This window comes from Pigmentibacter sp. JX0631, from assembly GCF_029873255.1.
In the GTDB taxonomy this organism is placed as follows: Bacteria; Bdellovibrionota_B; Oligoflexia; order Silvanigrellales; family Silvanigrellaceae; genus Silvanigrella.
Window position 1 is genome coordinate 1,549,093 of record NZ_CP123622.1, and the last position, 24,853, is coordinate 1,573,945.

Sequence of the window (24,853 nt, forward strand, 5' to 3'; positions counted from 1 at the left end):
TTGAATATCATCCTCATCCATATTTTTTTATTAAATCAACAAGTTGATCAATTTCATCTTTGGTTTTCTTTTCTGTAACAGCAATTAATAACGAGTTTTTATCTTCTTTATAAAATCGTTGTAAAGGAATTCCAGGTGCTAATTTATTCTGTAAACATTTTTGAATAAATTCTGAGGCATTTGTTTTTAATTCTAAAGTAAACTCATTAAATGTATTAGATTTTTGATATTTTAATTTTGCTTTATTTGTTTTTAGTATTTCTGATTTTGCATATTCTGCTTTAGAAAGATTTTGTTCAGCTAATTCTACAAAACCTTCTTTCCCAACTAGGGACAACCAAATTGTAGCCCATAAAGCACACAAATTTTGATTAGTACAAATATTTGATGTCGCTTTTTCTCTTCTAATATGCTGTTCACGAGTGCTTAAAGTCAGAGTAAAACTTTTTCTGCCTTGACTGTCTACAGTTTCACCACATAATCTACCAGGCATTTGTCTTACATATTCTAATTTTGTGGTGAATAAACCTACATAAGGCCCGCCATAACTTTGGGGTAAACCAAAACTTTGACCTTCACCAGTTGCAATATCTGCTTGATATTCTCCTGGAGTTTTTAGCAAAGCTAAACTTAGTGGCTCTGTTACATTAGCAGAAAATAACGCTTTTTTTGCTTTTGTTTTTTCTGCTAATATATCCATGTCTTCAATACAACCAAAAAAATTAGGACTTTGCGCTATAAAAAGTGCTACATCATCCCCTAAAAGAGAATCTAACGCTTGGGTTGATGTTTTGCCGTCTTCAGAAATTGGTACGATAGAAACTTCAACACTTAAATTTGTTAAATAAGTTTTTAATACTTCAATATATTCAGGATGAACTCCAGCAGAAACTAAAATTCTTTTTTTCTCTGCATTAATTCTTAAAGCCATCAAAGCTGCTTCTGCCATACTAGTTGCACCATCATAGTGCGAAGCATTTGATATTTCCATGCCAAAAATCTCAGCAACCATGCTTTGATATTCAAATAAAGCTTGCAAAGTTCCTTGAGAAAATTCTGGTTGATATGGTGTATAAGAAGTTAAAAATTCACCCCGTAACGTTAATTGATTCACAACTGCTGGAATAAAATGATCGTAAACACCAGCCCCTAAAAAACTTAATCCATTTATTTTTTCCCTAGATGAAGTCATTATTTTTGCTATTTTTCTTTTTAATTCTAGCTCAGATAATCCTTCACCTATATTTAAATTTTTTTTAAATTGGATATCCTGTGGTATTCCTCTGAGCAAATCTTCAAAATTATCTACACCACAAATCTTTAAAATATTATTTCTATCATTTTCTGTTGTTGGAAGTAAACGATGCTTTAACATATTTTATCCTTGTGAAAAAAAAAGACGGGTCTGAAACCCGCCACTTTTATTTTAATTTTTAATCTTTACCAGATATATACTTTTCGTATTCTTTTGCACTTAGTAAATTAGTTGGTGGGTTTTTTATTTCAACTTTAATCAACCAACCATTATTATAGGCATCTGTTGCTAAGCTTTCAGGTTTGTCAATAATTTGTGAATTTATTTCAGTAACAGTGCAAGAAGTTGGAGTATAAAGTTCACTTACTGTTTTTGTTGATTCAATTGTTCCAAATGCATCATTTGCATTAAATGTAGTACCAACTTTAGGTAACTCTAAATAAACAACATCACCTAATTGTTCAATTGCAAATTTTGTCACACCTATTGAAGCCTTATTTCCTTCAATTTTTATCCATTCATGTTCTTTTGTATATTTTAGTTCTTCAGGATAAGACATAAATATTCCTTTCAAAAAGTAAATTTAATTAACCTTGCGCACTTCCTTGGACATAAAATGGTTTTTTTACAACAACAGCTGGTTTTTTATCGCCTCGTACGTCAATCCAAATATTGCTTCCAATTTTTGCAAATTCAGAGGTGACATATGCCATCCCAATATTTTTAGACAATGTTGGAGAAGGGCTACCACTTGTAATCAAACCTATTTCAGAACCATTCTCAGCAGCTGAAAATACTTTATAACCATGTCTTCCAATAGCCTTATCTTGCATTTCAAACGCTATTAACTTGGTTTTAGTTCCGGATTCTTTCTGCATTAGTAAAGTTTTTTTCCCGATAAAGTCAGGCTTATCAAATTTTGTAATCCAACTCAAACCACATTCCAATGCAGTTTTAGATTGATCCATATCATTTCCATAGAGTAAATATCCACACTCCAAACGGAGAGTATCTCTAGCGCCAAGGCCACATGGTTTTACTCCTAACTCACTACCTGCTTGGAGCAAAGCTTTCCATATTTTTGCTGCTGAAGACGCTGGAACATACAATTCATATCCCAGCTCTCCTGTATAACCCGTCCTTGCAATAATAGAGGGAGTTCCCAACACCTTTCCTTCTGCAAAATGATAATAAGCTAAATCATGAATTTTTACGTCTACAACTTTTGCAATTAATTCTCTGCTTTTTGGCCCTTGAACAGCTATTTGCGCATAATCATCACTCAAATTTTCTATTATAACTCCCTGTTTGGGACAATTTTCTTTTAACCATGCTAAATCTTTTTCAATATTACTAGCATTGACACAGATAAAAAATGAATCAAGTCCTCTTTTATAAATGATAATGTCATCTATTACAGTTCCATTTTCAGTACAAAAAGCATTGTATTGGGCTTGTCCAATTGTTAATTTAGATAAATCATTAAGTGTGGTGTATTGCAGGAAATCAAATGCGCCTCTCCCAATTACATTGATTTCGCCCATGTGACTTACATCAAAAAGACCAACCGCATTTCTTACACATTTATGTTCATCAACTAATCCAGAATATTGAACTGGCATAGACCAGCCAGCAAATGGAACCATTCTTGCGCCAAGAGCTATATGCTCTTCATAAAGTGGAGTTAATTTTAACTTTTCTTCAGATGTCATTTAGTTACCCTCGGTTTAAGGTTAAATTTCTGCAACGTATCATCTTGACTTGAAAGTTATTAGTCAACAAAAAGGAAAAAATCTTTGTAATATTCTTATTACAAAGATTTTTTAAAATACAGTGGATGTATGAAGATTTTGCTTTCAGATTATTTCTTTAACATATCTTTGTTTCTATTATAAAAATCTATAGATTCTTTAATAACTTTTTCAGCTTCTTCTTTTCCTTGCCATCCAACAATTTCAACTTTTTTGTTTTCTAACAACTTATAAGTTTTGAAAAATTGTTCGATTTCTTTTAAATAATGCGGATTAATTTCTTCTAGCTGTTTGATGTCTGTTATATGTTTGAACTGCGGATCATCAGAATGAACAGCAAGAATTTTATCGTCAGCATCACCACCGTCGATCATTTTTAAACAGCCGATTACTCGAGCGTCCATCATGCTAAGTGGGTGTACAGGATCTTGCCCTATCACCATAACATCTAGGGGATCACCGTCATCACAATAAGTTTGAGGGATAAAACCGTAATTAATAGGATAAAACATTGGGCTAGAAAGAACTCTATCTAGAAATAAAAGACCTGAATCAGCGTCTATTTCATACTTATTTTTTGAACCACGAGGAATTTCAATAATAGCTGTAACAATTGAAGGAACTTTTTCACCAACGCTGACGGAATGCCATGGGTGCCAAGGATTAACTGACATATTTTAACTCCAAAATGTTTATAAAATAGTTTATCATTCTCACCCAAAAGTGCTTTAAGGGAAGAGTGATAAAGAAGATGGTCTGTTGTACATGCAGATAGCACTTTTGAAAAGAAAAATGAATGCTTTAAGTTCGAACAAATTAAAAAAGGTTATTTTTATGACAGAAAAAAAGAAAACCAAACCTATTAAATTGGAATGGAGCGGTAACATCGCTTCTGTAGGGCAGGAGTCACCAGTAAATTTAAAGAAATCGGAAACTAAAGAAGAAAAAAAACAGCCCAATGCTATTCAAGGAAAATTAAAAATAAGAACTGAAACAAAAGGTAGGGCAGGAAAGCCAGTAGCCATATTATTTAACTTTAGCGATCCGGAAGCACATAATCCAGAAAGTCTAAAACTGCTTTGCTCAAAACTTAAAACTTCTCTGGCCTGCGGCGGAACAGTTGAAAATAATGAAATTGTATTAACAATTCGTGAAATTAATAAATTAAAAGAAGTACTTAAAAATTTTCAATTAAATTCTAATTAAAAAAAATCTTAAGAAAAATAAAATCATAAAATAAACATTAATAATGATTTTTATTAAATATTAAATTTTGGTAACTTTTATAAATAAGCAATACAAAACTTGAACAATATTAATTTTTCTTGTAGAGATATTGTGACTTTTATTTGCTATCAATAGTCTACCAATAACAAATTCATAAAATATATGTCGTTAATTTATAGTCAAGGAAGGTTTTAAATTGAAGACAAAAGTAACAAAGTTCAATGGACTATATGTTTGTTTGCATATTCCCGAATTCTGGAATGGAAAAACAGTATTGTATGTTCATGGAGGCCCTGGAAGTCATTCATATGATTTTGAATGTGGAATTCAATCTTTTCCCCAATTAAAAAATTCTATGTTTGCTTTTATTACCTATGATCAAAGGGGCTCAGGCCGCTCTGAGAACAGTTCACAAAGTTTAAAAGAACTTTCACACGCTATAAATATAGAAGACTTGACCTATCTAATAAAAGATTTACCAAAAATCTTTAATTTAGATAAGATTGATATTGTTTTTGGGCATAGCTATGGTGCCCGTTTAGTTTATGACACTTTATGGAAGCATCCACATATAAACATTTTGTATTTACTTGTAGGCACAAATATTTATCCAAATGATGCTTTTAATACTTCACTTTTTCTTGATTTACAAATATTGAAAAATACTCAGCCCGAAGAATATGAGCTTGCTTTAAAATTAATTGTAAATAATAATAAAGAACCTTATTTACTTTCACCAAAAATAAGAAAACTTTTTAACTGTCTGAGTAGCAGACAGACAGCAAGGCAACATTTTTATTGGGCTAATCCTAAAGTCCAAACATGGTGGAACAAAATAAACACAAATAGTAAAGTTCATGATAATGATGAAGTCTACTTTAGAATTGTTGAAACATTTAATGATGAAAAATTTAATACAGGAAATTATGACCCCAGTCATTTATGCCAATTTGGAAAATATATAATTGGTTTTCATGATATATTAATGAATGGTACAACAACGTTTCCTGAAATTAAAAATAATATTATTAAATGTTATGCTTCTTCGCACTACCCACAGTTTGAAGAACCAGAAATATTTATCAATGCATTAAGAAGTTTATTACATGAAGAACAAAATTATACCCCAAATTATAAAAATGTTAGTGGCAATGCTTAATTCTATATTTTAAAATTTAGAAAATGATTTTTAAAAATCAGCTCTCACCCAGCCTAAAATTATGTTACTTTTATCAGAAAAATCTTCTTTTTTATAATTTTTATAATTTACATCATAAATAACGAATTTATTATCTTTAGCCACTAAAGCCAGCCTTCTTGAATATTTTTCTTTTTCTTCCCAAACTGAATTGTTATAATTTGCTTCAGCTATATCTACATATCCTTCAGAAATATTCACATTTACTATCACCGCAACATGCCCATATGGAAGATTTTCATCTTTTCCAGATTTTTTATAAATTAATAAATCACCTTCTTTTGGAATCGTAGTTTCACCATTTGAAGTTTTAATAAGTTTAATTTTTTTTCCAGTTTTTAAATCTTCCGCCGAGGTAAGGTCAAAAATTTCATTTGCGGTATCTACTGATCCAAAAGTGATATTTTTTTGAGTTATCCACCACCGTCTTGCATACTCAACGCATTGCCATTTAATTCCCGTGTATACATCTTTTTCATTTTCTTTTTTAAATGAATTTGGAATGGGCTTTACACATTCCGAACGACAATTTGAATAGGCGCTAACTCCATTACTAGCACCTAGTTTTTCTCCATATGGAGTGACGCACTTATTCACGGCTGAATTTTCACAATATTTTGTTAAATCAGCAGCAAATATAGAGGAATAACTTAAAGACAATAATAATATTATTTTTTTCATAACTCTCCTAATTAGAAAAAGTATAATGCAAAAATGTGGTCAAATTTTTAAATTAAAGCATAATGCTAAAAAATTAAAAATACTTAACCTTACTTTCCTCTTCCAACAAAAAAGTTTAGCATGGTATAGCCAAGATCACCGCATTAACATAAAGGAAAAAAAAATTGAATCTAATTGATTTACTTAAAGAAAAAATACCGCCTGAAAAGTTATTTAAATTGCTTCGCTTTTGGCCTCCATACTTAGGAGCTGGTATTAAAGTTACAAATGTCAGTACAGATATTTTGAAGCTTGAAGTCGAAATGGATCTCACTTGGTATAACAAAAATTTTGTGGGCACTCATTTTGGAGGCTCACTTTTTGCCATGACAGACCCATTTTACATGCTAATGCTGATAAAAAACTTAGGAAGTAGCTATATAATTTGGGATAAATCAGCAAAAATTGAATTTATAAAACCAGCAAAAGGAAAAGTCAAAGCTCATTTTGAATTTACAAAAGATGAGATTGATGAAATTAAATATAATTGTGACATTAAGAAAAAATATATCTTTAATAAAGAAATATTTATTTTCGATGAAATAGGAGAATTGGTAACAAAAGTGGAAAAAACTTTGTATGTTAAAAAATCTAACGTTACTTAGATCTTAAAATATCAACTATAACTTCAATAATATTTTCAACATAATCACTATTCTTTTTTAAATCTTTCTTTATAACATTGTAACTATCAAAAATAAGCGAATTTACTAAACTATAAATAATAAATCCATAAAATTCAGCCGTATATTTGTTTGATATTTCTCCGATATTTTGCAATTTATTAATTTTTTTAATCCATAAATGAGGAGACATATTACTTTCAATCTTAAAAACATCTTGGCTATCTTCTAATTGTTGCCATTGCATCAGCCTTTTGATTCTTGGATCACTATTGTAAAAATTAATTCTAGAAATTACGATACTGTTAATCAATTCAATTAAAGTATTGCTTTTTAAATTTTCCTTAACAGAGTTAGATAAATTTACATTTAAAAGATGCTTTTTTACTGTTTTCCAAAGCTCAAGTTTATTTCCTACATGATGATAAATTAAACTTTGGTTAATTCCTGCTTCTTTAGCTATTTCACTAATTGAAGCTCCTGAAAATCCTTTTTGAATAAAAAGATTTGTTGCAGCTTCGATGATTTTTAATTTTGTTTTTTTCATATCAGCACCAGAATATAAAATTTATCTATTCCCAAAAATAATTATTGTTAATTCATTAAATTTCCATGTTAATGAATTTTTCTTTTAAATAATGGAAAACAAAAAAAATCAAGTTTAATTACAACCAAAACAACAGACTAGCATGCTAGAAGCAAATTAAATTTATAAACAATAAATTTATGACATAAATTATTTGATAAAAAACAAAATATTGCTGAAAATAATTTTAAAAGTTAATTAGGAGTTAAAACATGAAAGAAAAAAATGAAACAAGTATAGAAATTGAAAAATATGAAAGAAAAAAAATTTATGACTATTTTTTAATATTTCTTCACTGGTGGAATGCTTTATCAATTTTTTGCTTAATGCTAACTATTTGGATTAAACCTTTATTAAAATCTTTAAATAATTGGAAAGAAGTTCTTTATAGTTTCCATACATATATTGGATACGCTTTAATATTTGGATTAATTTTACGAATAATATGGGGAATTATTGGACCAAAACATGCAAGATTTATTAATATGTTTCAACCATCACTATACTTTAAAGTTATAAAATTAAAAAAATTTAAACTTTTAAAAAGCCAAGATTGGGGGCATGATATTCTTGGTAGTTTAGCATACTTAAAAGTTTATATACTTCTTTTTATTCAAGCATTAACAGGTTTATACTTAGCAGGAAAAGTTTTGAGTATAGGTCCATTTATGAATTTTATGGTATTTACAAGTGAGAAAACAATCTCAGACAAAATTATGAAAAAAACTCATGAAATAATTTTCTATATATTAATGATTTTTATTATAATTCATATTTTTATGTTAATTTATACTGAAGTAAAAGAAAAATTCCCTGTTGCACAATCAATGCTAAGCGGTTTCCAATATCGGAAGAAAAAATAATTAATTCATTTGTTTGAAAGTTTGTGTGTATAAGAATTTATCAGAATTTCCTTCATATAAATGCAATTCTAGTGAGCCATTTTCTTTGATTGAATACTTCATATTATAACTTACTTTCATATTATTTCTTTCAAATACATATTTATTCGTTGTTTCAAAAGAGTTAATATCAATTTCATCTCCAAAAAAATGTGCTTTTCTATCTCTAGAGTCTAAAATTAATTGAGCATAAAATATAAATTCACTTCCAGATTTTATATTTAAGAAACATTCAGAAAAAAATTCTCTTTTTGCTTTAACATCACAATAAGCTACAACATATTCTCTTCCCCATTTTGTCACAAAATATTTTCTATCAAGACAAGCTTCTTCCTCTTTTGTTATTTTTACTTTTGCAGTTTGTATATTTATTCCTTGCAAAAACTCTTTTGATTGTGAACTAGCAATTTTACAACTTTGATTTATATTTTCTTGATCTGGTTTAAATTGTTGTACATACTGTTTTATTATATTTTGATCAACAATTTGTGAAACATGGTCATGAGATTCAGATGAAAAAGCATTAAAATGCATAAGGAAGATATTAGTCAGAGAAAAACAAGATATGAAAGAAATTTTTTTCATATTGAATCCTATTTTATTTGAATTATTTTAAACAAAAATTGAAGAAATAGATTGATCTAATTACGAATAGAAAAAAAACTAATAATTTTTAAATTTTTTATGTCTATTTATAACTAAAATCAAAGTGATGTTATTATATTTTTATATTTTGTCAATAATTTTAAATAATTATTTTTGGTATGTTATTTTAATTTTATTATTATTTCCAAAGTAACTTTATTAATTTATTCAAATTAATAATACAAATGTACATCGTATTTATTTCTTGTATTTGAAATGCAAACACTTTTAAGAATAAACTAAAATTCTATTATTGTAATTATATTGTAATAATTATAATTAATTTTTCAAAATATAAAATTTTATATAGATTTATGCTTAAATTTAGTGCATAATTTAATAACCTACATTCTAAGGAACTTAGGAGAAATAGGAGATTTTCATTGGAAAAAGATAGTAATTTCATAAATTTACATAATACATCGCTGCTAAAAGCTCTTGCTAATAGAAAAGCCTATTTTGACTCCCTTTCTCCTGCAAAAAGAGAAGAAGCATATAAATTTCAAGAGATTATAGATAGTGAATTAGCCAAAGCTGGCAATCAAGCAAACCGCATGTCTGTGATTCAAAGGTTAATGCGTGAACAACTTCTAGAGCTGCAAAAACAAACAAGCTCCCTTGCAGGAAGCTTGAAAGAATTAGGTGAAAACATACATTCATTAAAACCTGAAAACTTCGAACATTAATCATACCACAAAATAAAACTCACAAAATGTAACTAAGATTTTCACAATCTTGTTATAACTAATATTCAAAAAATCCCCCCCCTTTCTCTTCAATTAAAATCATTGTAATGTCGCAACACTGTTTATGCATTTGTTTTCGAGCAGGCATAGGGTTAGGCACCCGTTTTTTTTGATATTTTAATTTTGGAGAGTTTCATGAACATTCATGAGTATCAAGCTAAGGATTTACTTTCCCGTTTTGGACTTAGTATTCCACAAGGTAAATTAGCATACACCGCTACTGAAGCTGAGTGGGCTGCCCGTAATTTAGGCTGTGGAAAAGATGGAAGAATTGCAGTTGTAAAAGCTCAAGTTCATTCAGGAGGAAGAGGTAAAGCTGGTGGGGTGAAACTTGCAAAAACGCCAGAAGAAGCTTTTTCTGCTGCAGAAAAAATGCTTGGAATGACTCTTGTTACAAATCAAACTGGCCCACAAGGGAAAAAAGTTCATAAATTACTTATTGCTGAGGGATGTGATATTGAAAAAGAATATTACTTTGCTTTAGTAGTGAACAGAGAGACGGCGACTATTGGCGTTATGGCTTCAACAGAAGGCGGCATGGATATTGAAGAAGTTGCTGAAAAACATCCTGAAAAAATAATTACTGCAGATATTGATCCTACAGTTGGATTACAAGATTTCACAGTCCGTAAATTAAGTTTAGGTCTTGGTTTCGGACTAGGAACACCTCTGGCAAAAGATTTTGCAAAAACTTTAAAAGGCCTCTATCAAGCTTTTCTTACATATGACTGCTCAATGGTTGAAATTAATCCACTCGTTCTCACCAAAAAAGGTTCATTGGCAATACTTGACTGTAAAATGAGCTTTGATGAAAATGCGATGTTTAGACATCCAGATATTGCTGATTTAAGAGACTATGAAGAAGATGATCCAAGAGAATTAGAAGCTTCAAAATATGGATTAAGTTATGTTTCACTTGAAGGTAACATTGGCTGTTTAGTTAATGGAGCTGGATTAGCTATGGCAACCATGGACATAATTAAACAAACTGGAGGACAACCTTCTAACTTTTTAGATGTTGGAGGAGGCGCCAGTCAAGAAACAGTAACTCAAGCTTTCAGAATTATTCTTCGTGACAAAGCTGTTAAAGGTATTTTTGTAAATATCTTTGGTGGAATTATGAAATGCGATGTCATTGCAAACGGTATTGTTGCCGCAGCTAAGGAACTAGGATTAAAAGTACCATTAGTCGTTAGACTCGAAGGTACAAATGTTGAGCTAGGGAAAAAAATATTAACAGAATCAGGATTAAATATTTTAAGCGCATCGTCCATGGCTGATGGAGCGCAAAAAATAGTTCAAGCTGTAAAGTAACAAAATCTTAAAGGAAAATAATTATGTCTATTCTTGTAGGTAAACAAACAAAATTAATTTGCCAAGGAATTTCTGGTAGCGCTGGTAAATTTCATTCAGAAAAATGCGCAGAATATGGAACAAATTTAGTTGGAGGAGTTGTTCCTGGGAAAGGCGGCTCTACAGTTTTAGATAAACCAGTATTTAATACAGTAGCTGAAGCTATGCACAAAACAGGTGCTAATGCATCTATGGTTTTTGTACCTCCACCTTTTGCAGCGGATTCTATCTTAGAAGCGATCGATGCTGGTATTGAATTGATTGTTGCTATCACTGAAGGAATTCCAGTACTAGACATGTTGAGAGTTAAAAAAGCTCTTCTAAATGCTGGTGGTAAAACAAGGTTAATAGGACCAAACTGTCCAGGAGTCATTACCCCAGGTGATAAATGTAAAATAGGTATCATGCCCGGACATATCCATCTGCCTGGACGCATTGGGATTATTAGTAAATCAGGAACATTAACATACGAAGCCGTAGGCCAAACTTCTGCTTTAGGAATAGGGCAATCAACTTGTGTAGGAATTGGCGGAGATCCTATTAATGGTACAAGTTTTATTGATGTTCTTGAAATGTTTCAAAAAGACCCTGAGACAGATGCTGTAATAATGATAGGGGAAATTGGTGGAACTTTAGAAATTGAAGCTTCTGACTGGATTAAAAGGAATATGAAAAAGCCAGTTGTAGGCTTTATAGCAGGTCAAACTGCTCCTAAAGGAAAAAGAATGGGACATGCCGGAGCTATTATTAGCGGCGGAAAAGGTACCGCTGAAGAAAAAATAGATGCTATGAAATCATGTGGCTTACATGTCGCAATGAGTCCAGCTGATATGGGCATAACTTTGAAAAAGGCATTAGGCCTTTAATTCTATTACCGGTGATTAATGAGAAGAAATGCCAATTATTAGTTCGATAATAATTGGCATTTTTATTTTTGCAAGATACAATATAGGTAACTTATAAGACTAGTAAACTATAATTTTGGTAAATATCTATGCAATACTCCCAAAATGTCATTGGAAAAAATTTTTTCTATAAAAACTCTTTGCTATTTTTTATTTTTATTTTCACAGCCATATTTATTTTAATTGAATTAAAGAATGGAAGATATTGGCAAAGTGATTTTGAAGTATACTACAAAGCTGCCGTACGAATGCTAAATTCTGAAAATTTATATAGAATTGTAGAAGATAATTTTTATAGATATAAGTACTCACCTGCAGCAGCTATTCTTTATACACCATTTACTTTATTACCATTTGAAATAGCAAAATATTCATACACTTTTTTTCTTAGCTTTCTTATATATATAATAATAAAAATATCATATAAAATGTCAAAAATTGATGACAATTATATTCAAACTTATAAAAATAAACTTTTTGTATATTGTATTATCATGGTTGGAATTGCAAATAATTTTACTCGAGAATTGCATCTTGGACAAGCTAATATAATAATTCTATTTTTTTCTTTATTTTCTGTTTATACCAAAGATAAAAATCGTTTTCTTTCAGCTTTTTTTCTAGCGTATTCTGGTATAATAAAACCATATTTTATTTTATTCATAGTATACTATATATTACAAAAAGAATTTAAATATCTTCTGTATTTAATTTTGTCTATATTAATAATATCATTTATACCATTAATATTTTTTAATTTCAATTCTTTTATTGAAAACTACCAGTTATGGTTTAATGAAATAAAAATAGAAATTTTAAGAGAAAGAAGTGAAATTAGTTATGGCAATATATCAATATTCACTTTTTTCGATAATTTTTTCATTAGTATCTTAAATTTAAAAAAAGAATTATCTCATATTATTACATTATCTTTAACTGGAATTTTTACTTACTTATTTTTAATTGAATCCAAAAAAAAATTGGATAAAAATTTACGATCATTTTACAATTTTTCATTTCTATTAAGCTTAATACCTTTATTAGCTTCAAATGGAAGAAGTATTTACATATTTTCATTTCCTTTAATTTTTCTTACATCATTTATTTTTAAAAGAAAAAATAACTTACTTATTACTTTATACATTATTGCTATTTTTCTAATTGGTATTAATTTTGGAGATATTCAACTTATATCGACATTTATAAGAAAATACTCTTTAATGCCTTTAGGAGTATTAATTCTATTATCTATATTGTTTTATAATGTAAAAAAAATAAAAATAACAAATACTGCAGGAATTTAAATTAATGAAGAAATTCAATTTTTTTTTCTTATTCTTAATATTCTCTTCTTTAAAAGCTTTTGGACAAGATAGTAATCTTTTAAAAATTGGTTATTTCGATATCAAACCATTTTCATATTATGACGAAAAAAAAAGAAAAGATACCGGAATTATTTTAGAATTTTTAAAAGAGAAGATTCTTACCTTTAAAAATAAAAAAATCGTATTTCAACAATATCCTTTGTCTAGAGTATTAACTGAATTAAATTTAAATAAAATTGACGCTATTGCTTTTCTAGCTAAAACAAAAGAAAGAGAAAAGAATTTTAACTATACAAAAACCCCCATCTATACTTCAAATAGTTTTATGACCTTCTTAAAAACTTCACCAATAAATTATATTAAAAATATTGAAGATATAAAAAATGAAACGATTGGAATTGGACAACATGCTGCTCTTTGTGATTTCTTAGAAAAAAATAGGGACCAACTTACTTTTGAAGAATCATCAGCAGAAAATTACAATATTGTGCTCATCAATAAATTACTATTTAATAGAATTTCTGCTGCTTATACATATTTACCAGATTCATTATATTATGAAGCTAAGAAGAGCAACACTTTAAAGCAATTAAAATTTATCAAAATACCGGAAAGTCCAGTTTCGGTTTATTTTGTCCTTTCAAAAAATTTTATCCCAAAAGAGCAAGATTTAATTGAAAAAAATTTAAAAAATAATCACTTACTATATAAACCAGAATTTAATTGAATTGACTTTAATTTTTTTCCAAAATTTTCTGTTTCAAGATTACATGGTTTTATTTCTACTATGAGTTTCATGTTATTTATAAACTCAAAATTTATATCATTTAGTTGATTAATATCTTCTATTAACTGATAATTAATATTCCACATTTCAGCCCAAGATTTAAATTGCAAATCATGGTTATTCTTACAAAAATCAACCGTTTCCCCACCAAGTACACTATTAAATATTTGCCCCCCAGAATTATTAATAATAAATATTATAAATGCTATATTTTTATTGTATTGAGCCCAAAGACTCTGCAAATCATATAATGTAGTTAAATCACCAAATATGCCAATATTAAGTTTATTCTCAACAGCACAGCCTAAAAAAGTTGAAATTTGACCATCTATTCCATTTGCTCCTCTTGAAGCTTCAATTTGCAAATCTTTATTTTCATATGTGGCAATAAGATCCCAAGTTCTTATAGGCAAACTATTTCCTAAATAAATAAGACTTTTCTTTGGTATCTTAAGAGACAATTTATGTAAAAAAGAATGTTCAGAATTAGGAAATTCATTTAAAATTTCTAAAGCACTGCAATAATTGTCATAAGATTGATTAATTAATAATTCCATTTTTTTATTTACAATATTAAAATCTGACAATAAAATTTCTTTTAGTTTAGGAAAAAAATCTCTAAAATTTACTTGTAAATGATCGGCCTTATAAGAACCAGAAAAATGAGACTCAGAAATTGATAACACATTTAATTTTAAATTACTTTCATCAATTTCACGCCAAATTTTATGGGTAGGAGTATTCCCAATTTTTAAAACACTATCAAAATCTAACTTTAAATGTTTAGCTCTTTCCCATAAATTATTTGCAAATAAAATTTTAATTTCATTTAATTCTTCGCATTCACGCAAATTTGAAATTGATTCAAGATAAACAGGTCTATTTAAATACCTTAAAAAATTAATTAAAACTGATTTATTTTCAATATAATTCTTCGAAACAAGAACTAATAAATTTTTACTTTCACTGATAAATTTTTTGAATACTTCAAATTCATTTGAGTAATTTAAAGTTAATTCCCCAATATTATCTTTTATTAAATTATCAAAATTATATTCTTTTATTTCATTAGACTGCAATGGAACATCAAAGCAAGGATTTATATGAATGGGTTTATTTTTCCTATAACAAGAAATATTAAATTCATCGTGCGCTTCAATATCAATACATACTGAGACATAGTTTCCAAATATATTTTTTTGTTCAATAGTTTGGGGCGAACCAGTTCCTCTTTGCTTTTTAGGTCTATCAGCAGTTACTACTACTAAGGGTAAATCAGAATAATAAGCTTCAATAACAGCAGGAAATAACTCAGCTACTGCTGTGCCAGAAGTAACAATAACAGCAACAGGTGAGTTTAATGCTTTCATTCTTCCTAATGCATAAAATGCCAAGCTTCTTTCATCAAAATGGCTATAAATTTTTATTTCTTTATTACTTAATAAAAGTTCTATTAAAGGAACATTTCTTGCACCTGCACAAACATAAAATTCCCTAACTCCCCACTGCATAAGATTTTTAATAATTTTGTAGGAAAACTCAGAATTCATAATTTAATCCTAGATTTTTAATAATAGATTGGATTTTAAATTTTATTTCATTCATTTCTTCTTGATAAATACTTTCATTGATCACTCCACCTCCAGCGGTAATTTGCACATCAAAATTATCCCATTCAATACCTCTAATAAGACATACGCAAAATGATTTTTTATTACTCAACATAATTCCAAATGGTGCAGCAAAATTTTTTCGTTGGCTAGAATTAAGGAATGACTCTTCTATCCAAAATTGATTATTTTTTGGATAAATACCGACTGCAGGTGTTGGATGCAAAAGGTTTACTAATTTTAAAAAATTAAATTCCGAATTTAAATTCAAGTATATATCAGTTTTTAAATGAATAAGGTGAGGTAACTCAAATATAGTGGTTTGACCTATTTTTACTTCTCCATACAAATTTAAAGATTTTTTAATCCCTTCTATAACAAAATTATGTTCATTATTCATTTTTGGATCGTGCAAAAATTTATCTATGTCTACATTTATTTCATTTTTAATAGTTCCTGCAAGAGCGATAGTAAATATACTATTATTTTCTTGTAAAAAAATAAGTTCTGGACTTGCCCCTATTATTCCTTTATTCTCTTCCCAAAAACCATATAAATGACACTTATTATTTTTAATATTTTTAATTATATTTTTAATAAAATACAATTTGTTTTTATTATCTATTTCAAAATTACCTGGCAAGAAAGAAAATGGAACTCCTTTTTGAATGTTTTTATTTTTAATACTATTCTTAATTAAGTCATATTGATTTTTATAAAACAAATCATCAAATTTATTCCATTTTATATCTGGAATTTCAGAAATATCTCTCTCCAAAATGTTTTGAAATGTTTCAATAGAAAACTCAAAAAATTTATTCCCTTTAAAAAAAGATTTTCCATTTTTAAAATAAAAATCACTAAAATAAAAATAAGGATATGCTAAATTTTCATTTGATTGATATTTTTCTATAGATTCATACATACACCAAATTTTATTTTCTTGTGGCGAAGACACAAACATTCCAGAATTCAAAAATTCTTCTAAATTAAATAATTCCATTTAATTTCCTAGCAAACGTTTTGTTAATTGCATTTAACTTGCAATAAATCATATAAATTTTGAAAATCTACTGGATAAGGAGCTGTAAATTTCATTTCATTTCCATGCCGCGGATGAACAAATCCCAAATGTAAAGCATGCAGCATTTGGCGTGGAGAACTTTTTGTTACCGTAGCAAAAAGTTCTTTTTTATTTTTTAACTTATCAGGAATTTTAGAATAAAGTGAATCTCCAACTATTCCATTTCCTAAATATGCCATTTGTACTCTAATTTGATGAGTTCTTCCTGTATATAGTGAGCAGGAAACCAAAGAAAATTCTTCATTTCCAAACTCTTTAAGTAATTTATACTTCAGAATAGCTTTTTTCCCAATACCTTCTTCCTGAACGGAATATTTTAAGCGATTTTTTAAATCTCTACCATGCCAAGTTTCAATATTACCCTCTATTTTAGGCAATTTGCCATATACTATAGCATGATAGATTCTTGTTTGAGAATGTTCAGCAAATTGTTGCGAAAGGTGAGTTAAAGCCAATTGTGATTTAGCTACAACCATAACTCCACTAGTATCTCTATCAAGACGATGCACAATCCCCGCCCTTACAGGACCACCTAAGGAAGGTAAAGTCATTCCTGTGTATGCCAAAATAGCGTTAACTAACGTTCCTGATTGAACACCTGCTCCAGGATGAACAACCATCCCAGCTTCTTTATTTATTACTATTAAATCTTCATCCTCATATAAAATATTTAAGGGAATTCTTTCACCAACTGGTTCTTTATTGATTTCATTGAGGAAAGAAAAATCTATTTCGGCAATTTGATTTTTCTTTAGTTTATAAGAAGATTTAAAGAATTTATTGTCAATTTTAACTTTTTTATTCTCTATCAATTTTGTTGCAAATGATCGGCTAGGTATCATATCAAACATACGAGTTATAAAAATATCTAAACGCTGATTATCAAATTCATCAGGTACTTCAATGGTAACCACAGATTTTTCTTGCATAATACGCCAACCTATTTTTTAGGTTGACTAAGAAATTACTTCTTTTTCATCAACCTTTTTTTATTTCTATATATTTCTATGAGAGCTTCAACAAGCTCTTTTTTCTCTATTCCTAAATAACTAAGGTAAGAGCTAAAAAAGCCTTTTGCATAGACTTCAGCTGGTAAATTTTCAAAATGATCAGTCTCTATTGCCTCTAAATAATTCTTGCTTACTTTTATTTTTAAAGACATTTCATCAATTGATACATCCATTTTTTCTCTAATATTTTTTAAAAATAATCCATTAATATTATTTTTATTTCTTAACATTTCTTGAATACTGTTTAATAATAAATGGTTTTTAGTAGCTTCTGCTTTTATGTTTTTAGATTGAATTGGAATTTTTGCATTAAATATACTTTCAACTGGTTTAATTGAATGTGTTTTATTAACTAAATTAGATTTTTTTTCAATTATTTGATTATAAATAGGAGTATAATCATCATCGAATTCACTTGAGCTACTTTCTGGAGGATTATTATTTCTTAATGTTTGATGAGTCTTTTTAGGGAATAAGGTTGCTGATATAACAACTTCTTCTTGATCTAAAGAATTATCATCATCAAGATAGTTGACTAATTCTTGAAATGCTTTTTCTACTTCATCATATAATAATTGAGTATTTTGACTATTTTTTTCAGCTTCTTCAAGTTGTTTTCTTTTATTTCTATAAGCTTCTTCAATTTTTAGTAAGGAAACTTCACCTTCAGGCAATCCAAGGACCTCAAATGGATTCTTTCTTTTAAATTGTATTTCCATAATTTAACCAGCTTTTTCTTTACCTTGGTTATCAGCAAACATTTTAATAATTCTATCAGTTATATGATTAATGTTAACAGCTATTGTGGATAAAGGATAATCTATAATAAGAGGTCTCCTTACACGCACAGATTTCCATACTGCATCATCATATCTTGTTGAACCCAAAAATTGAGCAGAAAAACCAAAGTATCTGTTACAAATAACTGACATCGATTCACCAAGGTCTCGATCTTCTTTTGTTCTAACCTGGTTCATTATAATACCAATATTTGTAGCTTCAATCATATCTTTAATTTGTTTTCCAACTTCTTTATTTTTTTGAGCGAAATTTATAATTTGAGAGAAAGGGGTTTCTGTTGATTTAGGATTTGAAATTTTTCTTAACAATTCTGATTCCACTTCTTCTTCGATTTCAAAAGCTTTACATATACTTTGAATTTTACGGTACAGCACACTCTTCATAAAAACATAAGCATTTTCAATACTAGTAGGCTCAGGAGCAACAACTAAAATTCCACCATGAGAAAATATAAAAAAATCTAATGTATGGATATGTGTGCCTGCTCCTAAATCCAAAAAAACAAAATCTGCTTCAAGTTCTTGCAATTTTGAAATCAATTTTATTTTTTGGGAACTTTGTGGTTTAATTTGTTGCCAGAATTCTTGTCCACCACCATATAAAGTCAAATTGGGCAGGCAACAAGAAATTCCAGTTTCTTCTAAGGAAGACACATTCCCATGGATAAAATCTGAAATTCCTTTTTGTGGAGTAGGAACTCCTAAGCAAGTATGAAGATTTGCAGCTCCGAGATCTAAGTCCACAACAGAAACTTTGTAGCCAAGAGCAGCTAAACGGACACAAATATTTGCAGATAAAAAACTTTTCCCAATTCCACCTTTTCCACCACCAATCGAAATAATTTGTGGTGTAGGAGAATTTTTTTGTCCTTGTTTTGTTACTTTGTCAGATGAAATTGAAGAGTTTAAATTAACACTGCCGTCATTCATGTTTAAATATTTTTTATCGTTATTATTTTTACTAGAAAAATGCTCGTTAGGAATTTGTTCTGAATTTTCATTATCCGTCGTTTTTTGTGTATTATAATAAGCTTTAATAATACGTTCCGTGAAATCAGAAGAGTCTTTGCTATTTGGTTTAAAAATCCCTTTTGTCACCGTCTTAAGCATATGTCTTTTACCCTGCTTAGATATAAAATTTATTTTATTATCGGATATTTAAGAAAACTTGAGGCGAAAAAATTTGCAGGGCTGAAATTGCATAGTCAAATAAATAAGACGATTTGGAAGAATTATTTTTTCTCGTGTTTTTGTTCTAACTTTGGACCACCTGGAGCAAAGTTTCCATTTTGATCTACTTCTCGCATAATCTTTATACCTTCATTCTTATGGAAAAAATCTCTTCCACTCAATTCTGTTAAAGTAATAGCAAAGAACAGAATCATAAAAAGAACTGCAGAACCAAAAACAAATGAATAGAATTTATCTTCATGAATGAGTTCCATAAAAAATACTGCAACAAGTACTGACTGAATTAAGGCCACTGATAAGATAACAACTAATTTCCAGATACTTGGAATTGGAAGAAAAGATATCCCCACGTTAACAAAGATCATTATAAATAGAACGGTAAAGATTGCCAAATATAGTTTTACTGGCAACAATCCATGTCCGCCGTTATTACTTCCTGAATTATTTTCTGAATTACTTTTTGAAGTAAAATGATTTTGGTTTTTAAACATTATCAACTCCTAATTTCTTACTTCGCAAGATAAAGTAATGGAAATAAAAATATCCAGACAATATCAACAAGGTGCCAAAATAAACTCGTATTTTCTAAAGAAACATAGTTCTCTGAATTAAATTCACCTCTAGCAGCCCGAATAAGCATCCAAGTCATTAAGCCTAAACCTACAACAATATGTAATCCGTGCATACCCGTCATAACGTAGTATAAGCCAAAAAAGATATGCGCTAGAGGATTTTGTATTTCAGCTTCAGCAATTGGATGAAAATATTTACCTGGGTAATAGCCTTCATGAAAGTGCATACCCCATTCTGTCATTTTAATAATTAAAAACATCAATCCACAAATCATAGTGGCCACTAAAAATTTAATAGTACCACTTCTATTATTAGAACGTGCAGATCTTACACATAAACTCATGGTTAAAGAACTTACTAAAAGAATAACACTATTTATAGTCCCTAATTTCCAATCCATTGAGGTTTGCGCTTCTGCAACCATTTCAGGATACATGTATCTAACAAAACCAAAAGCACAAAATAATCCTGAAAAGAATAGAAGCTCTTGCGCCATAAAAACCCACATGCCCAACTTACCAGCTGCAGTTTGTTGATCCATCGTTTTAAAATGATGGGCATGATATTTCGGATGATTTGTATTATGGTCAGTCATAAATTAGTGTCCCCCTGCCTTAGTTGGCTTCACAAGTTCATCAAATTCATACGGACCATTCTTTGAGATGGGTTGGTGTTCAAAGTTATGCTCTATTGGAACAACTGCAGTTTCAGTCCATTCCATAGATTTTCCTTTCCAAGGATTTGTTTTAGTTTCATTTTCACCATAAAAGATTGAATGAATCCAGTTAAACAGAACAATAAATAAACCTATGGATAAAACATAAGAACCTATTGTTGATAATACATGAAAAGTATAATATTCAGGCAAATAATCGTAATAACGCCGAGGCATACCACGAGTTCCCATAATAAATTGCGGGAAAAATGTTAGATTAAATCCAATGAAAACTACAACCGCACTAATATTTCCCCAAGTTTGGCTGAATTTTTTACCAGTAATTTTAGGCCACCAGTGATAAACACCACCAATCCATGCGATTATTGTTCCACCCATCATAACATAGTGAAAGTGAGCAACCACAAAATAAGTATTGTGCAAATGTACATCAGTGGAAAGTGAACCTAAGAAAATTCCAGTTAATCCACCTATTAAAAACAGGAACAAAAATACAAATGCATAACACATTGGAGTAGTAAAAGAGATTGAGCCTTTATATAAAGTAGCTACCCAACTAAAAACTTTAATAGCAGTTGGTACGGCAACACCATAAGTTAAGATAGAGAAAAACACTGTTGCTAAAGCTGATTGGCCGCTAGTAAACATATGGTGTCCCCAAACAAAGAAACCAATGACAGCAATACCAATACTTGAAATAGCAACAGCTTTATAACCAAAAATACTTTTTCTAGAATGAATTGTAATAAGTTCACTCATAATTCCGAAAGCCGGTAGAATCATAATGTACACAGCAGGGTGTGAATAAAACCAGAAAAAGTTTTGAAAAAGAATTGGATCTCCACCTAAATTTGAGTCAAAAATACCAATTCCTAATAATCTTTCTATTGCAACCAATATTAAAGTAACACCAACGACAGGAGTTGCTAAAACTTGAATAACGCTTGTTGCATAAATCGCCCAAACAAATAATGGCATTCTTACCCACGTCATACCGGGGGCTCGCATTTTATGAACTGTAACAATAAAATTAACACCGGTTAAAATAGAGGCCATACCTAAAATAAATGCACCAAATACTGCAGCAATTACAGATGTAGAAGTCTGTGTACTATAAGGTGTATAGAAGGTCCAGCCTGTGTCTAATCCACCGAACGCAATTGTATAAACTAAAAATAAAGCTCCAACTATATATAAGTGGTAGCTAATTAAATTCAATTTAGGGAAAGCAACGTCTTTAGCACCAATCATAAGTGGTAATAAAAAGTTACCTAGTGTTGCTGGTACAGAAGGAATAATAACGAGAAACACCATAATAGCGCCATGAAAAGTAAACGCTTCATTGTAGTGATCTGCTGTAATCATATAAGAATTTGCAGTTGCATTTGGAATACGTACTTGCATAAGTTCTGTACGCAGTAATAATGCAAATAAACCTGCAACTAAAAAGAAAATTGAGATTGAAATAAAATACATTACTCCAATTCTTTTATGATCAACTGTGAAAAGCCAAGACAAAAATCCTTTTTTTGCATTTAAATAATTCAAACCAGGATCATGATGAGAAGACAGCATATCCGAAAATAATACCGGTTTGAGTGACTCTCGATTTTGCATAGAACGAACTCCTAAATATCCAAATAATCTTTTAATTTCTTAGTCTTTTAATGATTTAATATATTCAGCTATGGCATTTAGATCTTTATCATTTAATTGACCTTGATAAGATGGCATCACAGAAGGATAACCAGGCACAACACGATAATTTGGATTTACAATTGATTCACGTATATAATTATCATCAAAAGTAACAGTTTCTTTTTTGCCATTTGACAAAATAATTTCATGTTGAGTTTTTCCATACAGACCATACAATGGCGGACCAACTGATCTTACTTTTGCTTTAGAAACATCATGACAAGAAGCACAAGCTCCTTTTCCTTCAAATATTTTTTTACCAAGTTGGGCAGGTGTTAAACCAGCACCTTGTGCTGCAATCATTGCTTTTTCATATTCAGCTTCAGGGAGTACTCTTACATAACGGACCATTTGAGAATGTTTTGTCCCACAGTACTGCGTACATAAAATAGGGTAGCTTCCAATTTGTTCTGCTTTAAACCATAAAACTGTATATTGATTAGGTAATACATCTCTATTAATACGAAATTGAGGGACATAAAAACCATGTATAACATCTGCTGAAGACATTGTTAATTTAACTGGTTTATTTATTGGTACGATAAGATCAGATGTTTCTGCTCCAGTCTTAACATCCATAAAAGACCAATCCCATTTTCTTCCTGTTACTCTTACTTCTAGTGAATCTTGTGGTGGAACATTTAATTTAACCCAATCACGAAAACCCCATACGAATATAATTAAAAACAAAACTCCGGGTATAACACTCCAAATAATTTCTAATTTGGTGTTTCCATGAATATCTAAAGTTTTTTCACCTTCTTTTTTCTTCCGGTATTTCCATGCGAAATATACCATGAAGCCCACAACCACAATAAAAAAGAAGATGGAAAGTGCATAGATAAAATAAAATAAATCATCCTGACCACCAGTCATTGGTGAAACATTTTCTGGTAACCAGAATGATCCTTGCCAAGTAGTTGTTTCTGGCCCTGGTGTTGTTGACACGTTATGTACTCCCTAAATTGCCTTCTTGCGTTTTTCACGCCAAAAAAAGATTCCTAAAATGATAAATAAGAAAAAGACTGTTATTAATGCAGCAATACGCATCATACCCATAGCAAATGCATCATATTTACCAGTTGTTGGGTTATAATGAAAACAAGTTAACAAAATTTGATCAGTAGGCGATCCAATTTTATCAAGTGAAGCATCCATTAATGAAAATTTAATATCCCTTGATTTATAAGAAATACCATATAAATAACTAGATATTTTAGCACCTGGTGTAATAAAAAATATAGCCGCTGCATGCGCAAATTCTTTACTTACAGGATCATAATTATAATAAAAACCAATTTGTTCTGTTAATGCTTTTATATTTTCTTGACTACCAACGTAAAAATTCCAATTTCCATTTTGTTGACCAGCAAGATTTAAATACTCTTGTTGTTTTTTAAGAGCATCTTCAGGTTTATCTGTAGGATCAAAACTTATAGTAACAACTTTAAAATCTTTCCCAATTCTCCAACCTAATTCTTTTAAACTTTTTGCAAAATTTATTAGTTGTATTGAGCATAAGGTTGAACATCTATAATAATTTAGAGTTAATAGAACCGGTTTACCATCTGCCAACATTTCAGAAATAGTTGTAACTTTATTATTTTGATCGGTAAAAGATATTTGTAAATCTATAGGTTTGCCAAGATTTTCTTTTATCGCAACGCCTTGCATTACCTTCGGAACTTCATTCACAGGCATAGAATTAGGTTTTAATTCTCTCTTTTGACTTGGCATACGCATTCTTTCATCAAAAGCTAGGCTGTTCCTTGTAAGAAAGATTCCTATTAAAGCTAATAATAAAAGTGTTATACGTAGTTTCAAAATTTACCTCAACTAAAATTTAGTGTTGTTCTTTAATCACTAACTCCATAGCTTTTTCAATAGGAATTTGATAATTTCCATTTTCTAATTTTTCATATGATGAAAGAATTTTTTCTTGCGCTTTATCATAGTTTAATTTTGTTTCGTTACCCATACCATTATTAACTTTATCGAATTCTGATTCTGTCATCTTCCATAAAAAAGTATAAGAAAATATTGCAACTACAACTAAAGTGGCAAAAGAAATAAGAACTATTACTGCTGTTGTAAGAACAGGTGGTTTATCGGGTTCATCTTCAATCACACTTTTATTGGAGTGATCATTAGAAAATAAATAGTTTTGCTTTAAGTTTTTTAACATAAT

Annotated in this window: 27 protein-coding genes; 9 read left to right on the forward strand and 18 right to left on the reverse strand. The window is 29.5% G+C overall.

Features of this window, described 5'->3' with window-relative positions:
- Nucleotides 1–13 precede the first annotated feature (13 nt).
- From gcvPA to QEJ31_RS06735, 4 genes are all read right to left on the reverse strand, one after another.
- Nucleotides 14–1,375 (reverse strand): aminomethyl-transferring glycine dehydrogenase subunit GcvPA, encoded by a 1,362-nt coding sequence (gcvPA, locus tag QEJ31_RS06720; RefSeq protein WP_280593015.1) that lies wholly within the window; start codon nucleotides 1,373–1,375, stop codon nucleotides 14–16.
- A 58-nt stretch (nucleotides 1,376–1,433) separates the two neighbouring features.
- Nucleotides 1,434–1,814, reverse strand: coding sequence for a glycine cleavage system protein GcvH (gene gcvH / locus QEJ31_RS06725; RefSeq protein ID WP_280593016.1), 381 nt, complete (start codon nucleotides 1,812–1,814; stop codon nucleotides 1,434–1,436).
- Between the two features lie 28 nt (nucleotides 1,815–1,842).
- Nucleotides 1,843–2,967, reverse strand: coding sequence for a glycine cleavage system aminomethyltransferase GcvT (gcvT, locus tag QEJ31_RS06730; protein ID WP_280593017.1), 1,125 nt, complete (start codon nucleotides 2,965–2,967; stop codon nucleotides 1,843–1,845).
- Between the two features lie 149 nt (nucleotides 2,968–3,116).
- A complete protein-coding gene (locus QEJ31_RS06735; protein WP_280593018.1) occupies nucleotides 3,117–3,680 on the reverse strand; it encodes an inorganic diphosphatase in 564 nt (187 codons plus the stop codon).
- Nucleotides 3,681–3,840: 160 nt separating this feature from the next.
- Between QEJ31_RS06735 and QEJ31_RS06740 the strand changes: the two genes are divergently transcribed.
- Complete coding sequence (locus tag QEJ31_RS06740) at nucleotides 3,841–4,212, forward strand: translation initiation factor (RefSeq protein ID WP_280593019.1); 372 nt, start codon at nucleotides 3,841–3,843, stop codon at nucleotides 4,210–4,212.
- Between the two features lie 217 nt (nucleotides 4,213–4,429).
- Nucleotides 4,430–5,392 (forward strand): alpha/beta hydrolase, encoded by a 963-nt coding sequence (locus tag QEJ31_RS06745; protein WP_280593020.1) that lies wholly within the window; start codon nucleotides 4,430–4,432, stop codon nucleotides 5,390–5,392.
- A gap of 30 nt (nucleotides 5,393–5,422) precedes the next feature.
- Here the strand turns inward: QEJ31_RS06745 and QEJ31_RS06750 are convergent, their stop codons facing one another.
- Nucleotides 5,423–6,112: a CHAP domain-containing protein gene (locus tag QEJ31_RS06750; protein ID WP_280593021.1), complete on the reverse strand. Its 690-nt coding sequence runs from the start codon at nucleotides 6,110–6,112 to the stop codon at nucleotides 5,423–5,425.
- A 164-nt stretch (nucleotides 6,113–6,276) separates the two neighbouring features.
- Here QEJ31_RS06750 and QEJ31_RS06755 point away from each other — a divergent pair, with 164 nt between their 5' ends.
- Complete coding sequence (locus QEJ31_RS06755; RefSeq protein ID WP_280593022.1) at nucleotides 6,277–6,756, forward strand: DUF4442 domain-containing protein; 480 nt, start codon at nucleotides 6,277–6,279, stop codon at nucleotides 6,754–6,756.
- On the opposite strand, the gene QEJ31_RS06760 is transcribed toward QEJ31_RS06755, so the two are convergent.
- Nucleotides 6,749–7,321: a helix-turn-helix domain-containing protein gene (locus tag QEJ31_RS06760; protein WP_280593023.1), complete on the reverse strand. Its 573-nt coding sequence runs from the start codon at nucleotides 7,319–7,321 to the stop codon at nucleotides 6,749–6,751. The genes QEJ31_RS06755 and QEJ31_RS06760 overlap by 8 nt on opposite strands.
- A 251-nt stretch (nucleotides 7,322–7,572) precedes the next feature.
- Between QEJ31_RS06760 and QEJ31_RS06765 the strand changes: the two genes are divergently transcribed.
- Nucleotides 7,573–8,223: a cytochrome b/b6 domain-containing protein gene (locus QEJ31_RS06765; RefSeq protein WP_280593024.1), complete on the forward strand. Its 651-nt coding sequence runs from the start codon at nucleotides 7,573–7,575 to the stop codon at nucleotides 8,221–8,223.
- On the opposite strand, the gene QEJ31_RS06770 is transcribed toward QEJ31_RS06765, so the two are convergent.
- Nucleotides 8,224–8,847, reverse strand: a complete 624-nt coding sequence (locus QEJ31_RS06770) for a hypothetical protein (protein ID WP_280593025.1) — start codon at nucleotides 8,845–8,847, stop codon at nucleotides 8,224–8,226.
- Nucleotides 8,848–9,290: 443 nt separating this feature from the next.
- On the opposite strand from QEJ31_RS06770, the gene QEJ31_RS06775 reads away from it, so the two are divergent.
- The 5 genes from QEJ31_RS06775 (at nucleotide 9,291) to QEJ31_RS06795 (ending at nucleotide 13,963) form a co-directional block, all read left to right on the forward strand.
- Nucleotides 9,291–9,593, forward strand: a complete 303-nt coding sequence (locus QEJ31_RS06775; RefSeq protein ID WP_280593026.1) for a DUF3135 domain-containing protein — start codon at nucleotides 9,291–9,293, stop codon at nucleotides 9,591–9,593.
- Between the two features lie 195 nt (nucleotides 9,594–9,788).
- The gene (sucC, locus tag QEJ31_RS06780; RefSeq protein ID WP_280593027.1) at nucleotides 9,789–10,967 is read left to right on the forward strand and encodes an ADP-forming succinate--CoA ligase subunit beta; all 1,179 of its coding nucleotides are present in this window, start codon (nucleotides 9,789–9,791) and stop codon (nucleotides 10,965–10,967) included.
- Nucleotides 10,968–10,990: 23 nt separating this feature from the next.
- Nucleotides 10,991–11,872, forward strand: a complete 882-nt coding sequence (sucD, locus tag QEJ31_RS06785; protein WP_280593028.1) for a succinate--CoA ligase subunit alpha — start codon at nucleotides 10,991–10,993, stop codon at nucleotides 11,870–11,872.
- Nucleotides 11,873–12,000: 128 nt separating this feature from the next.
- On the forward strand, nucleotides 12,001–13,215 hold the full coding sequence (locus QEJ31_RS06790; protein WP_280593029.1) for a glycosyltransferase family 87 protein: 1,215 nt from the start codon (nucleotides 12,001–12,003) through the stop codon (nucleotides 13,213–13,215).
- A gap of 4 nt (nucleotides 13,216–13,219) precedes the next feature.
- Nucleotides 13,220–13,963 (forward strand): transporter substrate-binding domain-containing protein, encoded by a 744-nt coding sequence (locus QEJ31_RS06795; RefSeq protein WP_280593030.1) that lies wholly within the window; start codon nucleotides 13,220–13,222, stop codon nucleotides 13,961–13,963.
- On the opposite strand, the gene menD is transcribed toward QEJ31_RS06795, so the two are convergent.
- The 11 genes from menD to QEJ31_RS06850 form a co-directional block, all read right to left on the reverse strand.
- A complete protein-coding gene (gene menD / locus QEJ31_RS06800; protein ID WP_280593031.1) occupies nucleotides 13,933–15,573 on the reverse strand; it encodes a 2-succinyl-5-enolpyruvyl-6-hydroxy-3-cyclohexene-1-carboxylic-acid synthase in 1,641 nt (546 codons plus the stop codon). The genes QEJ31_RS06795 and menD overlap by 31 nt on opposite strands.
- Nucleotides 15,563–16,636: a chorismate-binding protein gene (locus QEJ31_RS06805; protein WP_280593032.1), complete on the reverse strand. Its 1,074-nt coding sequence runs from the start codon at nucleotides 16,634–16,636 to the stop codon at nucleotides 15,563–15,565. Before QEJ31_RS06805 ends, menD begins: the two co-directional genes overlap by 11 nt.
- Before the next feature lie 23 nt (nucleotides 16,637–16,659).
- Complete coding sequence (locus QEJ31_RS06810; RefSeq protein WP_280593033.1) at nucleotides 16,660–17,646, reverse strand: RluA family pseudouridine synthase; 987 nt, start codon at nucleotides 17,644–17,646, stop codon at nucleotides 16,660–16,662.
- Nucleotides 17,647–17,681: 35 nt separating this feature from the next.
- Nucleotides 17,682–18,446, reverse strand: coding sequence for a helix-turn-helix transcriptional regulator (locus QEJ31_RS06815; RefSeq protein WP_280593034.1), 765 nt, complete (start codon nucleotides 18,444–18,446; stop codon nucleotides 17,682–17,684).
- 3 nt (nucleotides 18,447–18,449) lie between these two features.
- Entirely contained in the window at nucleotides 18,450–19,637 is a 1,188-nt protein-coding gene (locus QEJ31_RS06820; RefSeq protein WP_280593035.1) for a P-loop NTPase, read from the reverse strand.
- Between the two features lie 122 nt (nucleotides 19,638–19,759).
- On the reverse strand, nucleotides 19,760–20,209 hold the full coding sequence (locus tag QEJ31_RS06825; RefSeq protein ID WP_280593036.1) for a hypothetical protein: 450 nt from the start codon (nucleotides 20,207–20,209) through the stop codon (nucleotides 19,760–19,762).
- A 17-nt stretch (nucleotides 20,210–20,226) separates the two neighbouring features.
- Nucleotides 20,227–20,886: a cytochrome c oxidase subunit 3 family protein gene (locus QEJ31_RS06830; protein WP_280593037.1), complete on the reverse strand. Its 660-nt coding sequence runs from the start codon at nucleotides 20,884–20,886 to the stop codon at nucleotides 20,227–20,229.
- A 3-nt stretch (nucleotides 20,887–20,889) separates the two neighbouring features.
- The gene (locus QEJ31_RS06835; RefSeq protein ID WP_348524553.1) at nucleotides 20,890–22,542 is read right to left on the reverse strand and encodes a cbb3-type cytochrome c oxidase subunit I; all 1,653 of its coding nucleotides are present in this window, start codon (nucleotides 22,540–22,542) and stop codon (nucleotides 20,890–20,892) included.
- 81 nt (nucleotides 22,543–22,623) lie between these two features.
- Complete coding sequence (coxB, locus tag QEJ31_RS06840) at nucleotides 22,624–23,613, reverse strand: cytochrome c oxidase subunit II (RefSeq protein WP_280593039.1); 990 nt, start codon at nucleotides 23,611–23,613, stop codon at nucleotides 22,624–22,626.
- 12 nt (nucleotides 23,614–23,625) lie between these two features.
- Nucleotides 23,626–24,402 carry an SCO family protein gene (locus QEJ31_RS06845; protein WP_280593040.1) on the reverse strand — a complete coding sequence of 259 codons (777 nt, stop codon included), beginning with the start codon at nucleotides 24,400–24,402 and terminating at the stop codon, nucleotides 23,626–23,628.
- 106 nt (nucleotides 24,403–24,508) lie between these two features.
- Nucleotides 24,509–24,850: a hypothetical protein gene (locus QEJ31_RS06850; protein WP_280593041.1), complete on the reverse strand. Its 342-nt coding sequence runs from the start codon at nucleotides 24,848–24,850 to the stop codon at nucleotides 24,509–24,511.
- Between the last annotated feature and the right edge of the window lie 3 nt (nucleotides 24,851–24,853).